This window comes from Crossiella sp. S99.2, from assembly GCF_023094165.1.
Classification (GTDB): Bacteria; Actinomycetota; Actinomycetes; order Mycobacteriales; family Pseudonocardiaceae; genus Crossiella.
In genome coordinates this window covers 833,632-857,670 of sequence record NZ_JALMDK010000003.1, presented here as the reverse complement: position 1 = coordinate 857,670, position 24,039 = coordinate 833,632, and the positions used below count along the sequence as shown (strand labels likewise).

The following is a 24,039-nucleotide window of genomic DNA, read 5'->3' as shown; positions in this document are numbered from 1 at the left end:
CCGGAAGTAGGGCGCTGAGTGAGGCCAGGACTGACATTCGCGGTGCTCGGGCCGGTACGGGCCTGGCACGACGGGGTCGCCCTGCCACTGGGCTCGCCGCAGCAGCGGCTGACCCTGGTGGTGCTGCTGCTCGCCCAGGGACGACTGGTCAGCACCGAGGAGATCGCCGCCGCACTGTGGGAAAACGAGGTGCCCAGGGCCGCTCGCGGCACCATCCGCACCTACGTGCACCGGCTGCGGCAGACCCTGGAAATCGGCGGTGGCGAACCCGTGCTGACCTCGGCCACCGGCGGCTACGCGCTGCGGGTGAATGCCGACGGCCTGGACCTCAGCCGCTTTCAGACCTTGGCCCGGAATGCCGAGAAATCCATTTCTCAGGGGGATCTGGAAAGCGGTCTCCAGGACCTGCACGCGGCCCGGCTGGAATGGCAGGGTGAGGCACTGGCCGAGTTGCCATTCGAGTACGCGGCCAGGGAACGGGCCCGGCTGCGCCAGCGCAGACTGGCCGTGATCGAGCAGCTGGCCGCACTGGAGATCGACCGCGGTCGCTGTGCCGGCCTGCTGGACCAGCTCGCCGCCGAGGCCGCCGCCGAACCCCTGCGCGAACGCCTGCAGGAACTGCTCATGCTCGGCCTGTACCGGGCGGGCAGGCAGGCCGAGGCCCTGGAAACCTTCGACCGGGTGCGCCGCGACCTGGCAGGCGAACTCGGCATCGACCCCGGCCCGGCCCTGCGCGGCCTGCACGAGCAGATCCTGCGCGCCGACCCGGCCCTGCTCGGCGCCCGAGTCGAACGGCACCGCGCGCAGCCCCCGCCACCCGCCCAGGTCACGCCCGCCCAGCTGCCCGCCGACCTGCCTGTGTTCACCGGCCGGGACGCCGAACTCGCCCAGATCCGCGCCCGGCTGCGCCCCGGCCCCGGCAGGCCCGCGGTCGTGGTGGTGCACGGCATGCCCGGGGTCGGCAAAACCACCTTCGCGGTCCGCTGCGCGCACGAACTGGCCGCGGACTTCCCGGACGGCACGCTGTATGTAGACCTGCGCGGATTCGAGGCCGGGGACTCCGCGCTGGACCCGGCCGACGCGGTCCGCTGGTTCCTGGACGCCCTCGCCGTGCCCACCCAGCACTTGCCCGACCGCCTGGACGCGCTCACCGCGCTCTACCGCACCGTGCTGGCCGAACGCCGCTGCCTGATCCTGCTGGACAACGCCCGCGACACCGCCCAGGTGTTGCCGCTGCTGCCCGGCGGCTCCCGCTCGCTGGTGCTGGTGACCAGCCGGGTCGAACTGTCCGGCCTGGTCGCGGGCACCGGCGCGCTCACCGTCTCGCTGGACTTGCTCGGTCACGCCGAAGCCAGGCAGTTCCTCGCCCGCCGCCTCGGCGCGGACCGGCTGACCGCCGAACCCGAGGCGGTCACCGACATCATCACCATCTGCGGCCGGCTCCCTCTCGCCTTGGCCGTGGTGGCCACCAGGGCCGCCGCCCATCCCAGTTTCAGCCTGGCCGAGGTGGCCGCCGAACTCGCCGCGGCCAAGGGCGGCCTGGACGCCTTCACCTGCCCGGACAGCCTCACCGACGTCCGCACCGTGCTGTCCTGGTCCTACCGGGCCCTGTCCGCCCCCGCCGCCCGGCTGTTCCGGCTGCTCTCGCTCTACCCCGGCCCGGAAATGGGGGTGCCGGTGGGAGCCAGCCTGGCCGGTGTGCCCAGGGCCAGGGCGGGCGTGCTGATGCGCGAACTGGCCGCCGCGCACCTGGTCACCGAACCCCGCCCCGGCTGGTACACCTGGCACGACCTGCTGCGCGCCTACGCCGCCGAACTGCGCCAGACCGAGGACAGCCCCGCCGAACAGCAGGCGGCCCGGCGCCGCGGCCTGCACTGCCACCTCCGCTCCGCGCACGCCGCCACCCAGACCCTGTCCCGGCAACAGGACGGCCCGGAACTCGGCGAACTGGAACCACTGGTCTGCCCGCGCACCTTCACCGGCCACCAGGACGCCCTGGACTGGTTCAGCGAACGGCATGGGGTGCTGCTGAGCATGATCGAGCGGGCCGCCCGGGACGGCTTCGAGTACGAGGCCTGCCGACTGGCCTGGTGGATCCGGCACTTCCTCGATCTGGGCGGGCACTGGCGGGACCTGGAGGTGGTCAACGAGACCGCGTTGCACGCCGCCCAGCGGATCGGCGACAAGATCGCCATTGGCTACGCCTCCCGCGGCCTGGCCAGGGTCGCCGCGCACCACGGCCGGTACGAGTCGGCGCGCCAGCACCTGGCCCAGGCACTGGCCTGCTTCGAGTCCGAGGGCGATCTGCTCGGCCGGGCCTACACCCACCGCCAGCTCATCGGTGTGCGCCAGCTCGAACGCGATATCGAAGGCTCGCTCACCGAGTCCGCCGCCGCCCTGGAACTGTTCCGCCGGGCCGGAAACCCCCTCGGCGAGGCGGGCGCCCTGGTCGCCGAGGCCGCCGGGCTGACCCGCCTCGGCCAGCACGAACAGGCCCTGGAATCCGGGGAACGCGCACTGGCCCTGCTGGCCGACTCCGGCGAGCCCTACGACCTCACCCTGGCCCTGGAAACGGTCAGCCGCAGTTACTTCCACCTGGGCCGCTACCAGGAATGCGTGGCCTACCGGGAACGCGACCTGGCCATCAGCCGCACCCTGGGCGAACACGGCGACATCGGCACCTCACTGGTGCACCGCATGATCACCAGCTGCCTGATCCACCTCGGCCAGGCCCGGCACGCCGCCGGCCAGCACGAGCGGGCGCAAGAGGATCTGCGCGCGGGCCTGGCCAGCCTCACCGCGGAGCTGTCCGAGGTCTACCGCACCATTGGCCGCTACCACGAGAACCGGACCAGACTGCGGGACACCGTCACCGCCCTGGAAACCCTGCTCGCCGAACCGGACACCGGCGCGGACTGGTACGACCGCGCCACCGAGGTGCTCGACACCTCGGTGACCGCGGCCGTGGAAATGGGTTTCGGCGCCTACATCCTGGAGTACTGACCCGGCCAGGCAGCGCGCTCAGTCGGAGAGCACCTCATCGGCGAACTTGTTGAGGTTGGCCAGCATCCGCTCCGTGCGCTCCTGCGTGCTCAGTGATTCCTTCGGGTTGGGCACCGCCGGCTTGCGCAGCCCACGCACGTAGAGCGAACAGGCCAGATCGGCGCACAGGTAGGTGCCCACCGTGTTGCCCAGCTTCCCGGCCGCCCCGACCCGGCGCGCGGCGAACAACGCGACGTCCCCGGTGCCGTGCGTGGTCAGGCAGAAGGCGCACATGGACTGCTTGATCCGCCCCGAGGCCGCCACCAGCGCCAGCCCGACCGGCCCGTCTGCCCGCGGAACGACGACGTACCCGTTGTTGACCGCCTTGGGATCCCGCCAGCCCAGGAAGTCCAGGTCACCCCAGGCCACCTCGGCCAGCTTCCCCGGCAACGCGAGCCGCTTGGCCTCTCCCTTGGAGCAGTTGGCGAAGGAGGCGCGAATGGTGCTCTCAGCTAGCGGTTCCACGGCCCGATCATCGAACGACGGCAGGGCAGCGGCAACTTATTAAGCCTGAGGGTGACCGACGCCCCAGTCGTGCAACGCGGTCAGCACCGGCCACAGCTCGCGCCCACGCTCGGTGAGTTCGTACTCCACCCGCGGCGGGATCTCCGGGTACAACGTCCGGGTCAGCACCCCGTCGTGCTCCAGCGCCCGCAACCGGTCGGTCAGCGTCTTCGCGCTCGGATTCCCCAGCGCCGCCCGCAGTTCGCCGAACCGCAACGGCCCGCACAGCAGCTCGCGGACCAGCATCGCGGTCCACTTCCCACTGAGCACCCGCAGCGCCACCTCGACCGCACCCGGCCGCGCCTGTCGGCAAACCCCCTGCTCAACCCCAGTAACCACAACCCAACTATGCCACTTCCTGGGTACTGTTGGCGGCCCCGGCCTAGCGTCGAGGCCATGATCATCGCAGTGCACGGCCCCACCGGCGTCCAGGGCGCCCCCGTCGTCAGCCAGCTCCTCGCCGCAGGCCACCAGGTCCGCGCGGTAGCCCGCAACCCCCGCGACCTGCCACCCGGCGCCCAGCCCACCGTCGCCGACCTGACCAACCCGGATTCCCTCATCGCCGCCTACCAGGGCGTGGACGCGGTGGTGGTGCAACTCCCACTCGGCTTCGACCACACCATGCACACCCAGGCCGAGTCGGTGCTGAAAGCCTTGTCCACCAACACGATCGAGCACGTCATCTTCAACACCAGCGGCCCCTACCCCACCCGCGCCAGGGGAATCCCGTTCCTGGACGCCCGCTTCCAGCTCATCCGCGACCTGCCCGGCGTCACCCCGACCGCCTCGATCATCGGCCCCGCCGCCCTGTACAACGAGATCCTCGCCGACCCCGCGACCACCACCGACACCGAAGTCCGCCTGCCGCTTCCGGCGGAGATGCCCGTGCCCTGGACGGCCGCGGCTGACGTGGCTTCGGCGATTGTGGATCTCTTGGCCAATCCGGTTCCGGCTCAGCTCATTGCCGGGCCGGAGGACCTGACGGGGCCGGAGGTGGCGGCGGTGCTTTCTAGCGTGCGGGGGCGGGAGATTCGTTGGCGCACTATTGATCTGGCTGAGCATGAGCAGCTGATGACGCCGTATATCGGGGCTGAGCTGGCGGCGGGGGTGGCGGGGTCGTTCGCGGTGGTGGACGCGGATGAGGTCGATCCGGCGTTGATCCGGCCGGGCACCACGACGTTGCGCGACTGGGCGGCTGTTTGACGCATTCCCGCTCCGCATGGTGGCTGACCGGATACAGTCAGTCACCATGACGGAGCACGAGTTCGTCGCACCCATCCCCGACCCGACGGGCGGCAGGAGCCTGCAGGGCACCCGGCCGCCGTTTCAGGGCCGGAACGCGGAACTGGCCAAGCTGACCAAACTGGTCAATCGCGGCACCCCGCTGCCAATCGTGATCAGCGGTGCGGCCGGGGTTGGAAAGACAAGCCTGGTCCTGCACTGGGCCGAGAGCAACGCGTCGCGAATTGATGGTCAACTGATCATCCTCCACGCCACGCGATTGCCAATGCGCCGGATACTGACCGAGCTGGGTGTGGCACACGCGGCCGTTCCGGAGGGGTTGTCCGCGCAACTGCAGCTGTATCGGGAGGTGGTCGGGACCCGGCGGGTGTTGGTGGTGCTGGATGGCATCGAGGATCCGGCCCCGGTCTGTCGCCTGCTCAGTGGCATGCAGGGCAGCACGGTGCTGATCACCAGCCGGGTCGCGCCGCGCAACGCGGTGACGTTGGAGCTGGGGCCGGTCAGCTATGCGCGGCACTCCAGAGTCTCCGCGTGGGGCACGGTGGGCACGGTCGGCATGGCCCTGCTTGATTGGCTTCGCGCCTCGCCGGGACTCAACATCAGCCTGAATACGATCACCGCGCTGACCCCCGGTGTCAGGTCGGCCATGTTGGCGATAGTTGAGCTGATCACTACCGGCCTGGTGGAGAAGCGGGGGTACCGACTCCGGGCCTTGGTTCAACGCCGCACCCAGCCCCAGGAGTCGCAGATCGAGCACGGTGTCTTCTCGCCGCGGCGGATCGCCGAGTGTTACGTGTGCACTGCGATCGACGCTGACAAGCTGCTCTCCCCGTTACGACCGCCGCAGGTCATACCGAGGGCAGCCGAGATCGCCCGCGAACCCATTGCCGATGCCAGGGCGGCGCTGGCCTGGTTCGACGCCGAACACGCCAACCTCCTCACCATTCAACAGCTCTGCCTCCAGGAGACCTGGTTCGAGGAGGCATGGCAGCTGGCCTGGGCGCTGGAGACCTACCACCGACGCCGGGGCCTGCTCCGCGATCCGGCGACGACCTGGCGCTCGGCCATCAATACCGCGCTGCTGCTCGAAGACGATGTCGGGCTATCCGTCGCGCGCCAGGCGCTCGTCGACCTGGAAGATCAGGTCGGCGAAGCCACCTGGGAAGTGGTCGCATTGGAGGGGATCGCCGCAGTGAACGCCGAACTCGGCGACTTCGAAGGCGCTCGCCTCAACTGGAACCGTGCGCAGGATCTCCGTCGTGGCCCGGTCACCGAGGTCACCGTCTACACCAGCGACAACGTCGGCGAGCCCCTGCGCGACGCCGTGGTGGAACTGCTTCAGGTAGCCGGGTTCGCGGTGGTCGGCAAGGACACCCCGATCCGGGGCTCCTGGTTCCAGCGGCTGCGGGTGCGCGGTGACGACCAAGCCGTGGACAAGCTCGGCGAACTCGCCGGCAAGCTCGAACGCGCCGCCGAACTCAAGTACATCGCCACCCCGCGCTCCGAGAACGACGAACGTGAGGCCAACGCCATCGCCAAACTCGCCGAGGCGATGAAGGATGTCGACGAGGTGGTCATCCGCACCTCCTCCGTCCTGTTCGTCAAGACCGCGGGCTGCGTCATGTCGATCGTGCTCAGCGAGGAGCAAATCCGTTGCCTGGACCGCAATCCGCAGCTCATGCAGGCCCCGGCCAAGGTCCTGGACGCGCTCGCCGAGCTGGTTCGTGGGGAGCCGGTGCCGCTCGCGGTCGAGGGACAAACCGGATAGTGGCCGGTCGGATCGGGTAAACCGGGAGTATGCGAAGTCGAATTGTGCCGGTTGCCGGGTTGGTGCTGTTGCTCGCGGGGTGCGGGGGCAGTCCGACCGCGCCTGGGGGCACCTCGCCCGCGCCCACATCCGGGCCGCCCGCCAGCAGTGTGTCGCCGACGCCCACCCCGCCGACCTCGGTGCCGGGGCAGTTGACGTTGCAGGGCAAGGTCAGCGCAGGGGTGGAGTCGGGTTGCCTGGTCATGGAGTCAGGGGGCAAGCAGTACCTGCTGGTCGGCGGGGATCCGGCGGTGGTCAAGCCCGGCGCCGAGGTCGAGGTGCGTGGGGTGCTCAAGCCGGAGCTGGCCTCCTTCTGCCAGCAGGGTGAACCCTTGGAGATCAGTTCGGCCAAGGGACGCTGAGCCGGGTGTGGGCTGGTGGGGCGGCCTATGACGGGTATGTCGGGCGGTGGAGCCGGGCGGTGGCGACGGAGTTCGTCGACTGGCTGGGCGTGCCAGCCGGGCAGCGGTGGTTGGATGTCGGGTGTGGCACGGGGGCGCTGACCTCGGCGGTGCTGGCGACTGAGCCGCATCAGGTGCTGGGGGTTGATCCCTCGGCCGGGTTCCTGGGGGTCGCGCGGGAACGGAACTCGGGGGCCGTGTTCGTGGCGGGGGACGCGGGGGCGTTGCCGGTGCGGGACGGCGGGTTCGGCGCGGTGGTCAGTGGGTTGACGTTGAACTTCGTGGCGGCGCCGGGGCGGGCGGTGGCGGAGTTCGCGCGGGCGGTCGCACCGGGTGGGGTGGTGGCGGCCTACGTCTGGGACTACGCCGACGGGATGCAGTTGATCCGGCGGTTCTGGCAGGCCGCGGTGGAACTGGATCCGGCGGCCCTCGCACTCGCCGAGAGCCGCCGGTTTCCACTGTGCCGGCCGGAACCGTTGCGGCGGTTGTGGCTGGATGCCGGACTGGTCGACGTGTCCGTGCGGGCGATCACCGTGCCGACCGTGTTCACCGATTTCGACGACTACTGGACGCCGTTCCTCGGCGGCCAGGGACCGGCCGGGCAGTACGCGGTGCAGGGTGATCGCAGCGCGCTGCGCGAGTTGTTGCGGGAGCGGCTGCCGACCGCCGCGGACGGCTCGATCCCGTTGACCGCCACGGCCTGGGCGGTGCGTGGTCACTCCTCGATGGCGCCGCCGACCGCGCGCAGGTGATCGCGGAAGGTCAGGTCCGGATTCTGTTGCCGGGCAAGCAGATAACCGTCGAAGCCGACCTGACTCCGCAATGACTCCCCGGCGCGGATCCGGTCGGCCTGCGCGCGTTCGGTGTCCCGGATGCCCTCGGCCAGGGTGAGCAGTTCGGCGGCCCGGTCGGCGGGGGCGAAGAGCACGCCGTCCTCATCGCCGAAGACCAGGTCCGCGGTGCTCACCGTCCACGGGCCGACATTGGCCGCGGTCAGCGCGTCGGCGGGGCGCGGGTCCAGGCGCAGCGGGCCGGTGGACAGGCTGCCCTGGCTGAACACCGGCAGGCCGATCGCCTGGATGTCCGCGGTGTCCCGGTGCAGGCCCCAGATCACGATGCCCTGCACCCCGGCCAGCTGCGCCTCCAGCACGACCAGGTCGCCGACACAGGCCTCGTCGATCCGGCCGCCGTTGTCCACCACCAGCACATCGCCTGGCTCGGCGTGCTCGAAGGCCTCCAGGAAGATGTCCACACTGCCGACGTGCCGCGCGGGCAGCACCCGGCCGGCGATCCGGGCGCCTGGGACCAGCGGGCGCATCGGGCCGGGCGCGCAGTGCACCGGCACCTTGGCGCGCACGCAGGCGTCGGCCAGGTGCGCGGTGGTCAGCGTGGCGAACCGGCGCTGCAGTTCGTGCGTGTCCATGATTGTCCTTATCCGGCAAGGGTTTTCGCGAACCAGTGGTGAGCGTAGGGCTCGTCGTTGAACGCCGGGACCTCGCGGAATCCGGCCGCCCGGTACAGGCCGATCGCCTCGGCCAGGCTCTGGTTGGTCTCCAGCCGCAGCGTGCGCATCCCGCGCGCGGCGGCCCTGGACTCCAGCTCGGCGAGCAGGCGGCGGCCCAGGCCGAGACCGCGCACGACGGGGGAGACCCACATCCGTTTGACCTCGGCCCAATCAGGCTGGTGCAGTTTCAGCGCGCCGCAGCCGACCGGCTCCCCGTGCAGCGTGGCCACCAGCAGCAACCCGTGCGGCAGGGTCAGTTCGGCGTCCTCGGCCGGGATGCCGCGCGCCGGGTCGAAACCGCCGTCGAAGCGGGCGGCCAGGTCGGCGAAGTAGGCGGCCAGGCAGTGCCGTGCGCCGGGCGAGGCCGGGTCGGCCACCGCCACCTCGACCATCGAGGCCGCCAGCAACCGCTCCACCTCGCCCATCGCCGCGCTCAGCCGATCCCGCTGGGACCCGTTGAGCGGCGCCAGCATCGAGGCCGCCAGCTCATCGGACAACCGATCCAGCTCGGCCCGCTCGGCCAGTCCGGCCGCGGTCAGCCGGACCATCCGCACCCGCCCGTCCACCGGGTCCGCGCCGACCTCGACCAGCCCCTCCGCGCCCAGCGCCCGCAACATCCGGCTCAGGTAGCCGGAGTCCAGGTCCAGCCGCGCCCGCAGCTCCCGCACCTCGCGCCCGCCGGGGCCGATCTCCCACAGCACCCGGCACTGCCCGAGTGGCCGATTGCGGGCCAGGTACGCCTCATCCAGGGCGCCGAGCCGCTGGGTGACGGTGCGGTTGAACCGCCGCACCCGCTCGATCAGCCCGGGATCCATTCTCTGACCCTAGTCAGCGAATCAAGTCCTTTGCTGTGCTCAGTCGCGCGTCTGCCGGCACTGGAGCTGATCAGTGGTAGATAATGATCGAGACCCAAGAGGCCGGAGGATCGGGATGCTCCTGCAGGTGCCCGGCTGGCTATGGGCAGCCACCATCGCCGCCTTGATCGCGCTGCTCGCGGTCGACCTCACCCTGGCCGTGCGGCGGCCGCACGCGGTCGGCGTGCGCGAAGCCACCGCCTGGCTGATCTTCTACTTCGGGCTGGCGGTGATCTTCGCCGCCGGGGTGTGGTACTTCGGCAGCGCCGAGTCCGGGATCGACTTCGTCACCGGCTACCTCACCGAGTACTCGCTCAGCGTGGACAACCTGTTCGTGTTCGTGGTGATCCTGTCCACCTTCGCCGTGCCGGCAGTGCACCAGCAGCGGGTGCTGTTGTTCGGCATTGTGATCGCGCTGGTGCTGCGGGCCGCGCTGATCTTCATCGGCGGGGCGGCGATCAACCAGTTCAGCTGGGTGTTCTGGATCTTCGGCGGGTTCCTGGTGTTCACCGCCGTGCAGCTGGCCCGGCAGCGGGAGACCAGTCACGAGTACCAGGAGGGCGCGCTGGTCCGGTTGCTGCGCAGGCGGTTCCGGGTCACCGAGGACTACGTGGGCGGCCGGGCGCTGGTGCGGATCGACGGCAAGCTGTGGCTGACCCCGATGTTCGTGGTGATGGTCGCGGTCGGGTCGGCCGACCTGCTCTTCGCGGTGGACTCGATCCCGGCCATCTACGGCATCACCCAGGACACCTACCTGGTCTTCGCCGCCAACGCCTTCGCGCTGCTCGGCCTGCGCCAGCTCTACTTCCTCATCGGCCACCTGCTCGACCGGCTGGTCTACCTCTCCTACGGCCTGGCCGTGATCCTCGGTTTCATCGGGGTCAAGCTGATCTTCCACGCGCTGAAGAAGAACGAGCTGCCCTTCCTCAACGGCGGTCAGCCGGTGAGCTGGGTGCCCGAGATCAGCAACTGGTTGTCGCTGGGTGTGGTGGCCGGAGTGCTCGTGGTGACCGCGGTGGCCAGCCTGGTCGCCACCCGCCGCCGCCCTGGTTGAGGCCAGGTAGCGTGCGGCCCATGACCTCGCGACACATCCCCTGCCGGGCCGTGCTCTTCGACTGCGACGGCGTGCTGGTGGACTCCACCGGCCCCGCCGAGGACGCCTGGGGCCAGTGGGCCCGCGAGTACGGCCTGGACCCGGCGGTGGTGCTGGACGGCATGCACGGTGTCCGCTCGCAGGACACCGTGGCCACCTACCTGCCCGCGGAACAGCGGGCGGAAGGGCACGCCCGGATCGAGCAGATCGAGATCGCCGGGGCCGAGGGCACGGTGCCGATCCCTGGCATCCCGGACCTGCTCGCCGCGCTGCCCGGGAACTGGGCGGTGGTCACCTCGGCCACCCTGCCGCTGCTGCGCGCCCGGCTGGCCGCGGCCGGCCTGCCGCTGCCGGAGGTCACCATCACCGGCGAGGCCGTCCAGCAGGGCAAGCCCTCGCCCGAGGGCTATCTGGCCGCGGCCGCGCGGCTGGGCGTGCCGATCGAGCAGTGCGTGGTGGTGGAGGACAGCGCGGCGGGCATCCAGGCCGGACTGGCCGCCGGGGCCGGGCACGTGCTCGGCGTCGGCAAGGGCGAGGCCACCGAGGCCGCACACAGCGCGGTGCCCGACCTGACCGGGGTGACCTGGGACGGCAGCGGGCTGCGAGTCGGCTGAGGCCGCTGCGGCCGGGGGACTGGTCCCACCCGGGATCACTAGCTTCACCTGCACGAACGGTTCCGTTCCACCGGACAGATCGGCAGGTCCCGGGTATGGCGGTTCGAGCTTTTTGGGCAGGCGCGGCAGCAGTCCTCATGGTGATCATCAGCACCCCGCCGGTCACCGCGGATCCCGTGTCGCGGCAACAAGTCCAGCGTCTGGAGTACGGCAGCAGCGGCGCGGGGAATCCGCAGACCCACGACTGCACTGTCCACATCGGACCGGGCGCCTCGATCAACGCGGCGATCTCCCGGGCCGGTGCGGGCGCGGTGCTGTGTGTGCGGGCGGGCGACTACCGCGATCAGTCGGTGGAGCTAAACAAGGCCGAGGTGACCTTGCGCGCCACCGGATCCGCCGTCGTCCGCGGCGCGGTCATCCGGGGCCGGGGCGCCACCCTGGACGGGTTCACCGTGGCCGGCGGTGACTACGACGCGCCCCGCACCGGGATCGTGCTGGCCGCCGCATCGGTGCGGGTGCAGAACAATCTGGTCAACGGCGGCCGGTTGCTGCTGGGCATCTCCTGTGCCGGCGGCGGCTGCGACCAGGCCCGGATCGCACGCAACACGGTGACCGGCGTGGAGAGCATCGGCATCCAGCTCGGCGACGGCGCGGGCGCGGTGGTCGAACTCAACAACATCTACGACCTGCACAAGGACCGGGCCGGTCAGGCCCACGACGTCGACGCGATCCGGTTCTGGGGGCGGCACCTCATCCGCTTCAACTACCTGCACGACATCAACGAGTTCGCCAGCTACGACAACCCGCACGTGGACTGCTTCCAGACCTTCAACACCGGCGCCGGATCGGCGGGCACGGTGATCGAGAACAACTACTGCCTGCGGGTGTCCCGGCAGTGCCTGATCGCGCAGAACCACAGCGCGAGCAGCTACCAGATCCGCGAGGTCACCTTCCGCAACAACGTCTGCGAGACCTATGACAGCCAGGGCATCAACCTCGGCAGCATGAGCGGGGTGCTGCTGGAGAACAACCTGGTGCTCAGCGGTTTCCGGTTCCAGGTGATCAACCTGGAGGTGCTGGGTCCCGGTCTGGCCAACACCGGCACGACGGTCCGCAACAACATCCTGGTGCGCGCCGAATCCAGGGCCACCACCTTCCGGCGGGCCGGGGCCAGCACCGGTGAGCGGATCGCGGCCAACCTGGAACTGCTCGACACCTCGCTGAACGGCCGCGACGAGGCATTCCACCGCAGCAGGCCGCCCTATCCCGCGCACCGGGCGGCGGATTTCACCGAGTACCGCGACTACGCCGCGGCCCGCGACATCGTGGACAAGGGCATCGCGGGCAACAGTTCGACCGCCGATGTCGACGGCAACCCCAGGGTCGCGGGCGGGGGCATCGACCTGGGGCCCTTCGAGATCCGGTAGTCCACAGTGGACGGCGCCGGCGATCGGGCTCTGGGGGAAGCCCGTCCGCCGGCGCCGCTGATCCGTCACCGCCTGGCCAGTGGTGGCCCGCGGTGACGGAGGAATCGGGCGGGCCAGGGCGATCCGGTCACCGCGCGGCCCGCCGGTTCGGCCGAGCGGCCAGTTCCCCGGGCACGCAGCCGCGGGCCGGCCCGGTCCGCGGCGACCCGGCGAGCAGCACATCCAGGGGGGTGGCCGTGCCGGATTCGGCCGGGGCCACGAAGTCCAGGTCCAGCTCGGCGGCGTTGAGGCAGGCGATCGAACCCAGCGCGCCGCATTCCCGTTCCAGGCCGGTGAGCCGGTCCGATCGCCTGCCGTGGCTGACCCTGGCCAGGTAATGCCGGGCCCTGGCCGGATCCGCGCTCGCGCGCACCCTGGCCAGGATCGCGTCCGCGACGTAGTCGGCGGTGCCGTGCACCAGATCCAGTTCGCGGACCGCGGTGACTTCCCCGGCACACCGGGTCAGCCAGCGGTCGTACCAGTACGCGGCGATCCGCAGTTGCCGGTCCCGCTGCAACGGGTCGCGGAAGGCGCGCACCAGGGCGTCGTAGATCATCGACCGGATCAGCGCGGCCCCGGCAGGCCGCCGCCCCGCCGGTTCCGGCCGGGCGGTGCGCGGTGGCCAGCGGGCCTGCACCTGTTGCCGGAAGCCGACTTCGGTGGCCTGCCGGAACCCGTCCAGGAGCTGATCAGCGAAGGGCCGGCCGGTGAAATCGGGGGCGAGGTCCAGCAGCAGCACGGGTTTGCCCCGCCAGTACGCCGCGACGCAGGTGCCCGGCAGGCCGGGCCCGCACACCTCCGCGGCCGACACCTCGCTGATCCCGGTGCAGCTGACCAGTCTGGCGTGCGCGCCGTGCACCAGCAGCACGCTGAGCCTGCCCAGATCGGCGCCGGGCCAGAACCGGTTGCTCGCGCCCCAGCCATACTGGAGGTGCCTGCCCAGTGCGCGGGCGTAGCCGTCGAGGGTGGGCACGGCGGGCGGGCGATGCCCGCGCCGGTGGACGCCGCGTCCCGGAACCAGTTCGGTCATGGTGGATCCCCAGTGAGTTGATGCGATGGCGACAACTCTGGCCTGATCCACCGGGAAGTCAACAAGTCGCGGCCGGTGTCCAACCGCGACCGCTCGCACCGGGCGGGGCGTCACCGGAGTTCCAGCGGTGTCCAGCCGGTGCCGTCGCCGGAACGCCGGTAGGGCAGCGGGACCTCCGTGGCGAGTCTGCTCGACCAGGCCAGGTAACCGCCGCGAGTCCACCGCACCCAGCCGATCTCGGGCTGTTCCGTTGGTGCGGCGGTGAAAGTGCGCCCGCCGTCGGCGCTGCGCCGTAACCGCCCGCCCGGCTCGGTGGAGACGAGCACCCGCTCACCTGGCCCGAACACCGGCACGCCCAGGACCCGTAACGGTGGTGTGCCAGGGGCCGGGCGCCAGGTGCGCTGCCAGCTCCGGCCGCCGTCGGCGCTGCGCAGGATCGCGAGCAGGACGGTGCCTACGGTGATCGAGGCGAACAGCAGGCCGTTGCCCGTCCCGGCCACGTGCACCACGGCCCGCTCCGGTCGGGCGTCCTGTGTGGACAGTCGATCCAGGCTGCCGCTGAGGGTCCAGCTCCGCCCGTCGTCCCGGCTGACCGCGAGCCGCCACCCGCCACTGGCCCGGTCCACCCCGGAGAGCCACCAGCTGCCGTCGGCGGTGGGCGCGGGGCCGGGGCGCAGCCCGGTCAGCCGGGGCACGCCGCGCAGCCGGGCCGTGCCGCCGGTCCGCGGGGAGACCACCAGGAACTCGCCCTGGCACGGAATGTCGGCGGGACAACCGGATTCCGCGAGCGCACCCCTGGGGATCCGGTCGACCTCACCCTGGGGCGCGACCGGGACGCTGTGCCACTGACGGCCCGCGTCGGCGCTGAACAACCGCCGATCATGCTGCCGCGGCACCGAGAGCAGCACCGCCGCCGGGCCCAGCACCGCGAGTTCGCCGAGCAGGTTGACCTCCGGCGGGCGCGCCGAAGCCGCGGGCGCTGGCACCTGCTGCCAGGTCCGGCCGTCGCCGGTGCGCAACAACTCATCCACGCAACCCGACCGTGCCGCCTGCCCGCCCGCACAGTGCCTGCGCAGCGCGAAACCGGTGCGCTCGTCGGCGAAGTCCACCTGGGACACCGCGGTATAGGGCGCGCGATCGGGCTCGGTCCGGGCTGATTCGGCGGTGGGTTCAGGACGGGGTTCGGTGCGGTCGCGCAGCAGGGCGACCGCGGCGATCACCGCGACCGCGAGCAGGCCGGACCAGGATTTGCGCCAGGACAGGGGATGCCGTTTCACGGCGGAGATCCTGGCGCACCGCCCGCCTGTCCAACTGCTGACTCAGGTGCGGGCCGCGCCTACCTTCCAGTACCCGGAGAACAACACCCGCCGCCGGTCCAGGCCGCGCTCCTTGACCAGGTGCCGCCGCACCCCGGTGGCCAGCCCGGACTCCCCGCACACCCAGGCGTAGTCCAGCTCCGGCAGGTCCGAGGCACGCAGCGTGCGCACCAGTTCCGCGCCCGGTTCGCCGTCGCGGGTCAGCCAGGTCACCGCGACCCGCTCGTCCAGCGGCACCCGGTATTCCGCGCCGGGCACCTCCACCAGCACCCGCAGTCCGGCCACCGCCTCATCGTCCACAGTGGACAGAATCGCGGCCAGTGCGGGCAACGCGGTGTCGTCGGCGGCCAGCAGCTGGTGGCGGGCACTGGCCGGGGGCTGGTAGCAGGATCCGCCGGTGCGGAAGCCGACCAGGTAACCGGGTTTGGCCGTGGCGGCCCAGGCCGAACCCGGTCCGGCGTCGGCGTGCAGCACGAAGTCCACGTCGATCTCGCCGTCGGCGGCCCGCAGTTCGCGGATGGTGTACCAGCGCAGCTCGGGCCGGACCGCCGCGGGCATCCGGCGGATCGCGGCCCGCACGTTCATCCGCTCGGCGGGCAGCAACACGCCCTGCTGCCCGGCCTGCGGCATCAGCAACCCGAAGTACTCGTCGGGGCCGGAGCGGGCGAAGAACTCGAATTCGGTGGCGTGGAAGGTGATCCGCCGAACCTTGGGCGCCACCTGGCGGACCGCGGTGACTGTCATCAGGAACTGGTCCAGGTCCTCGCGCGCGGTCGGCGCGGCCATCACCAGCGAGGTGGCGGAGCTGAGCAGGTTCAACTGGAGGCGGTCGAACCGCGACAGCTTAGACATGAGGGTAGCCTAACCTAAATTTCCGGCGGCTTGCGGGACTCGCCTGTCCTGTGGTTCATTAGTGGAGTAACGAACCACAGGACCGGAGTCCGGATGTTCAACGACGGCAGTCCGATCTACCGGCAGATCGCCGAGCGGATCGAGGCGGAAGTGCTCAGTGGCGCGCTGGCCGCCGATGAGCAGGTGATGTCGACCAATCAGTACGCCGCCTTCTACCGGATCAACCCGGCCACGGCGGCCAAGGCGTTCCAGCAGCTGGTCGAGCGGGGTGTGCTCTACAAGAAGCGAGGTCTGGGGATGTTCGTCAGCGCGGATGCCCGCGAGTTGTTGCGGGCCCGCCGGGGGGAGCGGTTCTTCGCCGATGTGGTGGATCCGATGGTGGCCCAGGCCAAGGCCATCGGGATTCCGCTGGACGAGGTCGTGCGGCGGATCCGGGAACTGACCGAGGAGGGGGCATGATCACGGTCGAGGTGGACCGGCTGGAGCTGCGCTACGGCGCGACGACGGCGTTGCGGGACATCAGTTTCCGGCTGGACGGGCCGGGCATCTGCGGGGTGCTGGGGCACAACGGGTCGGGCAAGTCCAGCCTGTTCTCGGTGCTCGCCGCCTTCCGGCGGGCCAGTGGCGGCGCGGTGCGGATCGACGGCGAGCCGGTGTTCGAGAACCCGCGCAATACCCGGCGGATCTGCCTGATCCGGGAGTCCGGGGACACCGTGGAGAGCGGTGACCGGGTGGCCGAGGCGCTCACCCTGGCCGCCGAGCTGCGGCCGGACTGGGACGCCGACTACGCCGCGGCGCTGGTGGACAAGTTCGGCATCGGGACGCGGAAACGCCTGCGGGAGCTGTCCCGCGGCCGGAGATCGGCACTGGGGGTGGTGCTGGGGCTGGCCAGCCGGGCGCCGCTGACCATCTTCGACGAGACCTACCTCGGCATGGACGCGCCCTCCCGGATGGCCTTCTACGACGAGCTGATCGCCGAGCAGGGCACCCGGCCGCGTACCTTCCTGCTGGCCAGTCACCTCATCGACGAGGTGGCCCCGCTGCTGGAACGTGTTGTGCTGCTGGACGATGGGCGGCTGGCCGCGTTCGAGGAGGTGGACGCGCTGCTCGCGCGCGGGGTGTCGGTGACCGGACCCGCCGGGGCGGTGGCCGGGATCGTCGAGGGCCTGCAGGTCATCGGCGGGCGCACGCTGGGCCAGACCCGGCAGGCCGTCGTCTACGGCGAACTGGACGACGGCCGGCGGGCCGCGGCCGTGGCGGCGAACGTCGAGCTGGGGCCGTTGTCCTTGCAGGAACTCATCATCCACCTGGCCGGGAAGGGGGAACGGGCATGAGCGGGTATCGGCCGATGCGGTTCCCGTTGCCGGGGATCTTCGCCTTCGTGACGTTGCTGTGGCTGGCCTACGCGGTGGTGGTCGGCCTGGTGCTGACCGGGATCGCGGTGTGGGGCACGGTCAGCCTGAGCGTGTGGGACAACGCGGTGCAGGTCGCGCTCTGGTTCGCGTTCGGATTCACCGCCTGGCTGCTCTACACCTACCTGCCGGTGTATGTGGCCAACGGGATCACCCGGCGCGAGTTCACCGCGCGGGTGGCCGGGTTTGTCGGTGTGCTGGCCGCGGTACTGGCGGTGCTGACCGCGGCGGGCTACCTGGCCGAAGGCGGCGTGTACGCGCTCGCCGGATGGCCGCAGATGCTTGCCCCGCAACGGTATTTCACCGCCGCGACCGAAGTGCCCACAGTGCTGCTGACCCAGTTCCTGGCCTTCGGCGCCTTCAGCGCGGTGGGCGCGCTGGTGGGATCGAGCTTCTACCGGGACCCCGCGCTCGGGCTGGGGTCCCTGCCGGTGGGCCTGGCGGTGCTCTACCTCGCCAACATCGTCTCCGGCACCTGGGTCGCGGCGAGTGTCGGCCTGAGCCCGTTCGATCGGCTGCCGCTGGCGGTGGCCGCGCCCGCGGGAGTGGCCCTGATCGCCCTGGTGCTCGGCGGGGTGTGGTTGCTGCTGCGGAACATTCCGATCCGACCTGTGTCTACTTAGGACTGACTGGAGTATGGGGGAGTTGATGGCTGTCATCGAGGTCGAGGGGTTGCGGAAGCGGTACCGGGACACGGTCGCGGTGCGGGACATCGGGTTCAGCGTTGCCGAGGGGGAGATCTTCGGCATCGCCGGGCTCAACGGGGCGGGGAAAACCACCACGGTCGAGTGCATCGAAGGGTTGCGCCGGCCCAGTGGCGGGCGGGTCCGGGTGCTCGGGCTGGACCCGTGGCGGGACCGGGCGCGGTTGCGGCAGGTGGTCGGCTCACAGTTGCAGGACAGCATGCTGCCGGAGAAGCTACGGGTCGGCGAGGCGCTGCGGTTGTTCCGCTCCTTCTACCGGGACGGCGCCGATCCGGAGACCCTGCTGGGCGAGCTGGGCATCGAGACCAAGCGGCACACCGCGTTCGAGGATCTTTCCGGCGGTCAGCGGCAACGGCTGTCCATCGCGCTGGCGCTGATCGGGAAACCGCGGATCGTGGTGCTGGACGAGCTGACCACCGGCCTGGACCCGGTGGCCCGCCGCCGCACCTGGGAGCTGATCGAGAAGATTCGGGCCGGCGGGGTGACCGTCGTGCTGGTCACCCACTTCATGGACGAGGCCGACCGGCTGTGCGACCGGCTGGCCATCTTCCACCAGGGCAGCGTGGCTGCCCTGGACCACCCGGCCGCCCTGCGCGCGCAGCTGGCGGCCAGCCGCGGCGTGCTGGATGTGTCCCTGGACGAGGTCTTCCTGGCACACACCGGCGCGCACCCCGAACTGGCGGAGGAGGACGCATGAGCACCCTGACCCCGTTGCCGCGCACCACCGGCTGGCTCGCGCTGACCGTCAGCGAGGCGAAACTGCTCTGGCGGGATCCGGGCGGCCTGATCATCCCGGTCGCGCTGCCGCTGCTGATCATGGTGATGAACGGTATGGGCGCCAAGGGGTTCAGCCCGCCCGGCGGGGTGCGCACCTTCGACACGGTGGCCACCCCGGTCGCGCTGGGGATGATCATCGCCACCACCGCGCTGGTGAACGTGCCCGCGGTGCTGGTCTCCTACCGCAAGTCCGGGGTGCTGCGCCGGATGTCGGCCACCCCGGTCAGCCCGCTGGTGCTGCTGGGCGCGCAGGTCCTGGTGAACCTGGCGCTGTCCGCTTTCGGCATCACCCTGGCGCTGACCGTGGCCACCTTCGCCTTCGATCTGAGCGCCCCGGCCTCGCCGCTGGTGACGGTGATCGCCTTGCTGCTGGGCGTGTTCGCCAACTACGCCCTCGGCGTGCTGCTGGCCGCGCTGGCGCCCTCGGCCAACGCCGCGATCGGCATCGGGCTCGGCGTGTTCTTCGCGACCTTCGCCGCCGGCGGTGGGTTCCTGCCCGCGGAACGGTTGCCGCGCTGGCTGGCCGCGATCGGCGAGTTCACCCCGTTCGGCGCGATGCTGCAGGCGGTGCGGGACGGCTGGTCCGGCGCTGGACCAGCCGCCCTGCACCTGGTGGTACTGGCCGCGCTGGGGGTGCTGCTGACCGCGATCTCGGTGCGGGTGTTCCGCTGGGAGTGACCCGGCGCGGCACCCGGGTCAGGCCCTGACCTCCGCGGCCGGGCGCACCGAACGCAGCACCACCAGCACGAACCCGCTCAGCACCAGGCATCCGGCGGCCCCGATCCAGGCCACCCAGTGCAAACCGTCCACAAAGGACATCCGGGCCGCGGTCAGCAGGGTCTGCCCGAGCTGACCGGGCAGCTCCCCGGCCAGCTTCACGGCCGCGGCCAGGGTGTCCCCGGCCGCGGTCAGCTGCTCCGCGGTCAGCCCGGCGGGCGGGTTGCCGGTGAGTCCGGCCCGGTAGATCAGCGCGCCCAGGCTGCCCAGGATCGCGATGCCCGCCGCGCCGCCGAACTCGTTGGCCGTCTCGGAGATCGCGGCCGCGGCACCGGCCCGTTCGGGCGGGGCGGTGGCCAGCACCAGGTCGGTGGCGATACTGGCCACCGCGCTGATGCCGGTGGCCATCACCACCTGCGAGGCCACCAGCCACAGCACCCCGCTGTCCGCACTGACCTGGGCGAACAGCGCGAATCCCGCCGAGGCCAGCGCCAGGCCGCCCGCCAGCAGGTAGGCCGGGGGCACGGTGGCCGCGACCGCGGTGGCCAGGCCAACGCCCAGCAGCATCCCGGTCAGGCCGGGCAGCGACCACAACGCGGCCTCGAACGGGCTGTAGCCCAGCACCAGCTGCAGGTACTGCGCGATGAACAGCCCGATCCCGGCCAGGATCAGGTAGGTGATGGTGCAGGCGATGATCGAACCGCTGAACCGGATGTGCCGGAACAACCGCACGTCGATCATCGGCTGCCGGGCACGCAGCTGCTGCCGGACGAACACCCAGCCCAGCAGCAGACCGGTCGCGATGGCGGCCAGGTGCGGCCAGGCCACCCCCTCCTTGGCGATCTTCTTCACGCCGTAGATCACCGGCAGGATCGCGGCCAGCGACAGCGCCGCGCCGCCCAGGTCGAACTTGCCTGGGTCCGGGTTGCGGGCCTCTGGCAGCAGGATCGGGCCCAGCACCAGCAACAGCAGCATCACCGGCACGTTGAGCAGGAACACCGAGCCCCACCAGAAGTGCTCCAGCATCAGCCCGCCGATCACCGGGCCGATCATGGTGCCGCCGGCAAAGCCCAGCGTCCACACGCTGACCGCGATCTGGCGTTCCCGCGGATCGGTGAACATGGTGCGGATCAGCGACAGCGTGGACGGCGCCAGCGTCGCCCCGGCCACCCCCAGCATCGCCCGCGCCGCGATCAGCAGTTCGGTGCTCGGCGCGTAGGCGGCCAGCACCGAGGCCACCCCGAACAACGCGGCGCCGCCCAGCAGCACCCGCCGCCGCCCGAACCGGTCGCCCAGGGTGCCCATGGTGATCAGCAGTCCGGCCAGCACGAAGCCGTAGAGGTCCAGGATCCACAGCAGCTGATCACTGGTCGGTTGTAGTTCGGCGCTGAGCGCGGGCACCGCGTAGAAGAGCACCGACAGGTCCATGGACACCAGCACGGTGGGCAGTGCCAGCACCGCGAGGCCAAGCCATCGCATGGGAGACCCCCCTGTTTACGTCGTAAACATCTCGAACGCTTACAACGTATACTTCGAAGGGTCGAGCAGGCAACCGAGTGGAGGACCATGCGGGAGATGGCGACCCGGCGGCCGGGCCTGACCCAGGAACTGATCGTGGCCACCGCGATCGAACTGGCCGATGCGGGCGGGCTGGACGCGGTGACCATGCGCGGGGTCGGCCAGCGCCTCGGCGCCACCGGCATGGCGCTGTACCGGCACGTGGCCAACCGGGAGAAGCTGGTCGAACTCATGATCGACCAGGTCGCGGGGGAGTACGCCTATCCCGATCCGCGCCCGGCGCTCTGGCGGGATGCCCTGGAGGCGCTGGCCTGGCAGGACTGGCGGTCCTTCTACGCGCACCCGTGGATGCTGGCCGCCACCGCCACCGCCCGCCCGCCGCTGGGCCCCAACCTGATCGCCAACATGGAGTGGGCGCTGGCCAGCTTCGACGGTCTGCTGCTGGAGCCCCAGGAGCAGCTCTACCTGCTGGGCGTGGTCACCAGTCACGGCCACGGGCTGGGCATGGTGTGGCTGGGCGGGGAAGCGGTGCCCGACGTCAAGGCCACCACCGGCTGGTGGCGGGACCGGCTGAGCGAGTCCGACGCCTGCCCCCGGCTCAACGCGCTGGCCACCGCGCTCGGCCCGGAGATCGACGTGCACCGGGAGTTCGAGTTCGGCCTGGCCCGCATCCTGGACGGCATCGAACTGCACCTCGTCCGGCGCTGAGCCGGCCATCAGACGCAGTCGGCGCTGAGCCGGCGGATATCGGGTTCAGCCCGCCGCGCGCACCGCCTCGGCCGTGGCGTGTTCCAGGGCGAGGTGCAGTGCGCCGTGCGCCGGGGCCAGCGCGCCGAGCACGCCGTGGCCGAGCCGGACCGGCGCGGGGGAGCGGGCGGCGACCGCGGCACGCACCGGTTCCAGGAGCGCCGGGTGGGTGCCGACCGGGCCGCCGAGCAGCACCAGCCCGGGATCCACCACCGCGGTCACCGAGGCCACCGCGCGCGCGATCCCCGCGCTGAGCGTGCTGATCGCCTGACTGCGGGCGGTGCTTTCGTTGGCGGACAACAGGTTTAGCACCGCGTCCACATCGGTTCGGCCGAACCCCGCCGCGCTGAGTTCACCGGCCAGGGTGCCCTCGCCCGCACCCGGCAGATAGCCGATCTCCCCAGCCAGCCCGTGCGCGCCACGGATGAGCCGGTCGCCCAGGTAGAGCCCGACACCCAGCCCGGCGCCGATGTGCAGGTAGGCGAAGCTGTCCGCGCCCGCCGCGCCACCGGAGCGGTGCTCGGCCAGCGCGGCCAGGTTCACGTCGTTGTCCACCAGCACCGGCGCGGCGGTCACCTCGGCCAGGATCGCCGCCGGGCTGACCAGGCCCTCCGGGAACGGTGAGCCGGGCAGCGCGACCACCTCGCGGGAGCCGGGCGCGACCGGGTTGGCCACCGAGACCGCCACCGCCCGCAACGGCCCGCGCTCCGGCCCGATCGCCGCCAGCGCGTGCCGCACCACCGCCCGCAACCCGCTCGCCACCGCCGCGCTGTCACCGGGTTTCCCCGGCGGCCGGGTGTGCTCGTGCCGGATCACCCCGGCCAGATCCGCCGAGCGGGCGCGGACCCCGGCCTGGTCCAGCACCACCGCGAGCACCCAGCCCGCGGCCGTGCCGAGTTCGTGGAACGTGCCGACCCGCCCGCGCCTGCCGGTCTCGGCGGGTCCGGTGGCATCGAGCAGCGCGGCCTCGACCAGGCGGCGCACCGACTCGGACACGGTCGGCTTGGAGATCCCGGTGGCGGTGGCCAGTTCCGCCCGGGTCACCCGGCCGCGGGCGATCACCTCGGCCAGCAGCCGCGCGTCGGTGCCCGTGCGCAGCACCGACTGCGGCAGCTCCCTGCTGAGGCTTGCGCGCTCTCGTGTCACCGGCCTAGCCTGCCATCAGGATCTAGTTAGGTGAGGTTACCAAATGACGTCGACCACCGCCGCCCCCATCGACTTCCCGGCCGCCATCCGTGCCGCCAAGGCCGAACTGCGGGCGCGGGTCGGCGATGTGGCGGGTGCGTTCGCCCAGGTGAGTGCACAAATGCGGAACGAGGTCGCGGCGGTGCTCGCACAGCGCGAGCGCGGCGAGCAGGTCTGGCCGGTGCTCGAATTCGCCGAGCTGGCCGCGGTCTCCGCCGAGCAGCGGGCCGCGATCCGCCGCCGCGGCTGCGCGGTCATCCGCGGCACCTTCCCGCGCGAGCGCGCCGAGTCCTGGGACGCCGAGCTGGTGGACTACCTGGCCCGCAACGACTTCGAGGGTTCCTACCGCTACCTCGACGACGGCGTCTTCGGCGGCCTGGCCGCGGGCAAGCCGTCGATCTTCCCGATCTACTGGTCCGGCCCGCAACTGGCGGCCCGCTCGGACCCGAACATGGCTGCCGTGCGCGGTTTCCTCAACGGCTTCTGGAAACACGAGTCCGAAGGCCGGGTCTGGTTCGACCCCGCCCGCGACACCGCCTACCCGGACCGCGTCCGCCGCCGCGCCCCCAGCGCCAACTCGGCCGGATTGTCCCCGCACACCGACTCCGGCTCGGTGGAACGCTGGCTGCTGCCCGCCTATCAGCAGGTCTTCCGGCACGTCTTCGCCGGTGAGCCCGCGAAATACGATCCGTGGGACGGCGCGTACCGGACCGAGGTGCACGAGTACGAGTCCACGGTGATGTGCTCGGCCTTCCGCACCTTCCAGGGCTGGACCGCGTTGTCGGATATGGCGCCGACCGAGGGCGTGCTGCACGTGGTGCCCATCCCGTCCGCCATGGCCTACCTGCTGTTGCGCGCCCTGCAGGACGACGTGCCCGAGGACGACCTGTGCGGCGCGGTCAACGGCCAGGCGCTGCCGATCAGCGAGCAGTGGCACGCGGAGCTGTTGCCCGCGCTGACCCCGATCCCCGCGGTCGCGCCAGGGGACACGGTGTGGTGGCACGGCGACCTGATCCACTCGGTCGGCGCGGTCACCGGCCAGCGCGGCTGGGCCAACGTCATGTACATCCCGGCCAGCCCGCACTGCCCGAAGAACGCCGAGTACGCCGCCCGCTGCGGCCAGGCCTTCCTGACCGGCGCCAGCCCCGCCGACTTCGCCGCCGAGAACTACGAGACCAGCTGGACCGGCCGCCCAGCTCTCGCCGACCTGAACCCCTTGGGCCGCAACCAACTCGGCCTGGGCTGACCAGGGCG

At 71.4% G+C, this 24,039-nt stretch carries 24 protein-coding genes; 15 read left to right on the top strand and 9 right to left on the bottom strand.

All coding sequences use genetic code 11. The annotated features are described in order from the left end of the window. Nucleotides 1–18: 18 nt before the first annotated feature. On the top strand, nt 19–3,003 hold the full coding sequence (locus MZC64_RS15200) for a BTAD domain-containing putative transcriptional regulator (RefSeq protein ID WP_247756485.1): 2,985 nt from the start codon (nt 19–21) through the stop codon (nt 3,001–3,003). 18 nt (nt 3,004–3,021) lie between these two features. On the opposite strand, the gene MZC64_RS15195 is transcribed toward MZC64_RS15200, so the two are convergent. Beyond that, on the bottom strand, nt 3,022–3,507 hold the full coding sequence (locus MZC64_RS15195; RefSeq protein ID WP_247756487.1) for an FBP domain-containing protein: 486 nt from the start codon (nt 3,505–3,507) through the stop codon (nt 3,022–3,024). Nucleotides 3,508–3,546: 39 nt separating this feature from the next. Continuing rightward, nucleotides 3,547–3,816 carry a winged helix-turn-helix transcriptional regulator gene (locus tag MZC64_RS15190; RefSeq protein WP_247756488.1) on the bottom strand — a complete coding sequence of 90 codons (270 nt, stop codon included), beginning with the start codon at nt 3,814–3,816 and terminating at the stop codon, nt 3,547–3,549. A gap of 126 nt (nt 3,817–3,942) precedes the next feature. Between MZC64_RS15190 and MZC64_RS15185 the strand changes: the two genes are divergently transcribed. From MZC64_RS15185 to MZC64_RS15170, 4 genes are read left to right on the top strand one after another with little or no spacing between them, the layout of a single operon-like run. Beyond that, nucleotides 3,943–4,749 (top strand): SDR family oxidoreductase, encoded by an 807-nt coding sequence (locus tag MZC64_RS15185; protein WP_247756490.1) that lies wholly within the window; start codon nt 3,943–3,945, stop codon nt 4,747–4,749. Nucleotides 4,750–4,795: 46 nt separating this feature from the next. After that, nucleotides 4,796–6,556, top strand: coding sequence for an ATP-binding protein (locus MZC64_RS15180; protein WP_247756492.1), 1,761 nt, complete (start codon nt 4,796–4,798; stop codon nt 6,554–6,556). Between the two features lie 29 nt (nt 6,557–6,585). Then, nucleotides 6,586–6,957: a hypothetical protein gene (locus tag MZC64_RS15175; RefSeq protein ID WP_247756494.1), complete on the top strand. Its 372-nt coding sequence runs from the start codon at nt 6,586–6,588 to the stop codon at nt 6,955–6,957. A 59-nt stretch (nt 6,958–7,016) separates the two neighbouring features. Beyond that, a complete protein-coding gene (locus MZC64_RS15170; RefSeq protein WP_247756496.1) occupies nt 7,017–7,748 on the top strand; it encodes a methyltransferase domain-containing protein in 732 nt (243 codons plus the stop codon). Here MZC64_RS15170 and MZC64_RS15165 read toward each other — a convergent pair. Next, entirely contained in the window at nt 7,712–8,419 is a 708-nt protein-coding gene (locus MZC64_RS15165) for an RraA family protein (RefSeq protein ID WP_247756498.1), read from the bottom strand. The two genes, MZC64_RS15170 and MZC64_RS15165, sit on opposite strands and share 37 nt — an antisense overlap. 8 nt (nt 8,420–8,427) lie before the next feature. Beyond that, a complete protein-coding gene (locus tag MZC64_RS15160) occupies nt 8,428–9,315 on the bottom strand; it encodes a bifunctional helix-turn-helix transcriptional regulator/GNAT family N-acetyltransferase (protein ID WP_247756500.1) in 888 nt (295 codons plus the stop codon). 115 nt (nt 9,316–9,430) lie between these two features. On the opposite strand from MZC64_RS15160, the gene MZC64_RS15155 reads away from it, so the two are divergent. The 3 genes from MZC64_RS15155 to MZC64_RS15145 all read left to right on the top strand — a co-directional run bounded on the left by MZC64_RS15155 (nt 9,431) and on the right by MZC64_RS15145 (nt 12,488). Beyond that, entirely contained in the window at nt 9,431–10,408 is a 978-nt protein-coding gene (locus tag MZC64_RS15155) for a TerC/Alx family metal homeostasis membrane protein (RefSeq protein WP_308301005.1), read from the top strand. A gap of 20 nt (nt 10,409–10,428) precedes the next feature. Then, on the top strand, nt 10,429–11,061 hold the full coding sequence (locus MZC64_RS15150) for an HAD-IA family hydrolase (protein ID WP_247756502.1): 633 nt from the start codon (nt 10,429–10,431) through the stop codon (nt 11,059–11,061). A 137-nt stretch (nt 11,062–11,198) separates the two neighbouring features. Then, entirely contained in the window at nt 11,199–12,488 is a 1,290-nt protein-coding gene (locus MZC64_RS15145; RefSeq protein WP_247756504.1) for a hypothetical protein, read from the top strand. A 127-nt stretch (nt 12,489–12,615) separates the two neighbouring features. Here the strand turns inward: MZC64_RS15145 and MZC64_RS15140 are convergent, their stop codons facing one another. The 3 genes from MZC64_RS15140 to MZC64_RS15130 form a co-directional block, all read right to left on the bottom strand. After that, entirely contained in the window at nt 12,616–13,557 is a 942-nt protein-coding gene (locus MZC64_RS15140; RefSeq protein ID WP_247756506.1) for a hypothetical protein, read from the bottom strand. Between the two features lie 110 nt (nt 13,558–13,667). Further along, a complete protein-coding gene (locus MZC64_RS15135) occupies nt 13,668–14,834 on the bottom strand; it encodes a hypothetical protein (protein ID WP_247756508.1) in 1,167 nt (388 codons plus the stop codon). Nucleotides 14,835–14,876: 42 nt separating this feature from the next. Continuing rightward, complete coding sequence (locus MZC64_RS15130) at nt 14,877–15,725, bottom strand: siderophore-interacting protein (protein ID WP_247756510.1); 849 nt, start codon at nt 15,723–15,725, stop codon at nt 14,877–14,879. 93 nt (nt 15,726–15,818) lie between these two features. Between MZC64_RS15130 and MZC64_RS15125 the strand changes: the two genes are divergently transcribed. From MZC64_RS15125 to MZC64_RS15105, 5 genes are read left to right on the top strand one after another with little or no spacing between them, the layout of a single operon-like run. Beyond that, a complete protein-coding gene (locus tag MZC64_RS15125; protein ID WP_247756512.1) occupies nt 15,819–16,184 on the top strand; it encodes a GntR family transcriptional regulator in 366 nt (121 codons plus the stop codon). Further along, a complete protein-coding gene (locus MZC64_RS15120) occupies nt 16,181–17,059 on the top strand; it encodes an ATP-binding cassette domain-containing protein (RefSeq protein ID WP_247756514.1) in 879 nt (292 codons plus the stop codon). Before MZC64_RS15125 ends, MZC64_RS15120 begins: the two co-directional genes overlap by 4 nt. Continuing rightward, complete coding sequence (locus MZC64_RS15115) at nt 17,056–17,760, top strand: hypothetical protein (RefSeq protein ID WP_247756516.1); 705 nt, start codon at nt 17,056–17,058, stop codon at nt 17,758–17,760. The genes MZC64_RS15120 and MZC64_RS15115 overlap by 4 nt, the downstream gene beginning before the upstream one ends. Nucleotides 17,761–17,785: 25 nt before the next feature. Next, complete coding sequence (locus tag MZC64_RS15110) at nt 17,786–18,538, top strand: ABC transporter ATP-binding protein (RefSeq protein ID WP_247756518.1); 753 nt, start codon at nt 17,786–17,788, stop codon at nt 18,536–18,538. After that, nucleotides 18,535–19,296: an ABC transporter permease gene (locus MZC64_RS15105; RefSeq protein ID WP_247756520.1), complete on the top strand. Its 762-nt coding sequence runs from the start codon at nt 18,535–18,537 to the stop codon at nt 19,294–19,296. The genes MZC64_RS15110 and MZC64_RS15105 overlap by 4 nt, the downstream gene beginning before the upstream one ends. 18 nt (nt 19,297–19,314) lie before the next feature. Here MZC64_RS15105 and MZC64_RS15100 read toward each other — a convergent pair whose 3' ends face one another. Then, nucleotides 19,315–20,814 carry an MFS transporter gene (locus tag MZC64_RS15100; RefSeq protein WP_247756522.1) on the bottom strand — a complete coding sequence of 500 codons (1,500 nt, stop codon included), beginning with the start codon at nt 20,812–20,814 and terminating at the stop codon, nt 19,315–19,317. An 87-nt stretch (nt 20,815–20,901) separates the two neighbouring features. On the opposite strand from MZC64_RS15100, the gene MZC64_RS15095 reads away from it, so the two are divergent. Continuing rightward, on the top strand, nt 20,902–21,561 hold the full coding sequence (locus MZC64_RS15095; RefSeq protein ID WP_247756524.1) for a TetR/AcrR family transcriptional regulator: 660 nt from the start codon (nt 20,902–20,904) through the stop codon (nt 21,559–21,561). Nucleotides 21,562–21,606: 45 nt separating this feature from the next. Here MZC64_RS15095 and MZC64_RS15090 read toward each other — a convergent pair whose 3' ends face one another. Beyond that, entirely contained in the window at nt 21,607–22,746 is a 1,140-nt protein-coding gene (locus MZC64_RS15090; RefSeq protein WP_247756526.1) for an ROK family transcriptional regulator, read from the bottom strand. Between the two features lie 43 nt (nt 22,747–22,789). Here MZC64_RS15090 and MZC64_RS15085 point away from each other — a divergent pair, with 43 nt between their 5' ends. Beyond that, on the top strand, nt 22,790–24,031 hold the full coding sequence (locus tag MZC64_RS15085; RefSeq protein ID WP_247756528.1) for a YbiU family protein: 1,242 nt from the start codon (nt 22,790–22,792) through the stop codon (nt 24,029–24,031). Nucleotides 24,032–24,039 lie beyond the last annotated feature (8 nt).

What these genes read in the sequence shown, in the direction of transcription:
- MZC64_RS15105 (WP_247756520.1), top strand. Translation starts at nt 18,535, where the DNA reads ATGAGCACCCTGACCCCGTTGCCGCGCACCACCGGCTGGCTCGCGCTG.
- MZC64_RS15125 (WP_247756512.1), top strand. Translation starts at nt 15,819, where the DNA reads ATGTTCAACGACGGCAGTCCGATCTACCGGCAGATCGCCGAGCGGATC.
- MZC64_RS15180 (WP_247756492.1), top strand. Translation starts at nt 4,796, where the DNA reads ATGACGGAGCACGAGTTCGTCGCACCCATCCCCGACCCGACGGGCGGC.
- MZC64_RS15115 (WP_247756516.1), top strand. Translation starts at nt 17,056, where the DNA reads ATGAGCGGGTATCGGCCGATGCGGTTCCCGTTGCCGGGGATCTTCGCC.
- MZC64_RS15165 (WP_247756498.1), bottom strand. Translation starts at nt 8,419, where the DNA reads ATGGACACGCACGAACTGCAGCGCCGGTTCGCCACGCTGACCACCGCG.
- MZC64_RS15110 (WP_247756518.1), top strand. Translation starts at nt 17,786, where the DNA reads ATGGCTGTCATCGAGGTCGAGGGGTTGCGGAAGCGGTACCGGGACACG.
- MZC64_RS15085 (WP_247756528.1), top strand. Translation starts at nt 22,790, where the DNA reads ATGACGTCGACCACCGCCGCCCCCATCGACTTCCCGGCCGCCATCCGT.
- MZC64_RS15130 (WP_247756510.1), bottom strand. Translation starts at nt 15,725, where the DNA reads ATGTCTAAGCTGTCGCGGTTCGACCGCCTCCAGTTGAACCTGCTCAGC.
- MZC64_RS15185 (WP_247756490.1), top strand. Translation starts at nt 3,943, where the DNA reads ATGATCATCGCAGTGCACGGCCCCACCGGCGTCCAGGGCGCCCCCGTC.
- MZC64_RS15145 (WP_247756504.1), top strand. Translation starts at nt 11,199, where the DNA reads ATGGTGATCATCAGCACCCCGCCGGTCACCGCGGATCCCGTGTCGCGG.
- MZC64_RS15175 (WP_247756494.1), top strand. Translation starts at nt 6,586, where the DNA reads ATGCGAAGTCGAATTGTGCCGGTTGCCGGGTTGGTGCTGTTGCTCGCG.
- MZC64_RS15100 (WP_247756522.1), bottom strand. Translation starts at nt 20,814, where the DNA reads ATGCGATGGCTTGGCCTCGCGGTGCTGGCACTGCCCACCGTGCTGGTG.
- MZC64_RS15095 (WP_247756524.1), top strand. Translation starts at nt 20,902, where the DNA reads ATGCGGGAGATGGCGACCCGGCGGCCGGGCCTGACCCAGGAACTGATC.
- MZC64_RS15140 (WP_247756506.1), bottom strand. Translation starts at nt 13,557, where the DNA reads ATGACCGAACTGGTTCCGGGACGCGGCGTCCACCGGCGCGGGCATCGC.
- MZC64_RS15160 (WP_247756500.1), bottom strand. Translation starts at nt 9,315, where the DNA reads ATGGATCCCGGGCTGATCGAGCGGGTGCGGCGGTTCAACCGCACCGTC.
- MZC64_RS15150 (WP_247756502.1), top strand. Translation starts at nt 10,429, where the DNA reads ATGACCTCGCGACACATCCCCTGCCGGGCCGTGCTCTTCGACTGCGAC.
- MZC64_RS15155 (WP_308301005.1), top strand. Translation starts at nt 9,431, where the DNA reads ATGCTCCTGCAGGTGCCCGGCTGGCTATGGGCAGCCACCATCGCCGCC.
- MZC64_RS15120 (WP_247756514.1), top strand. Translation starts at nt 16,181, where the DNA reads ATGATCACGGTCGAGGTGGACCGGCTGGAGCTGCGCTACGGCGCGACG.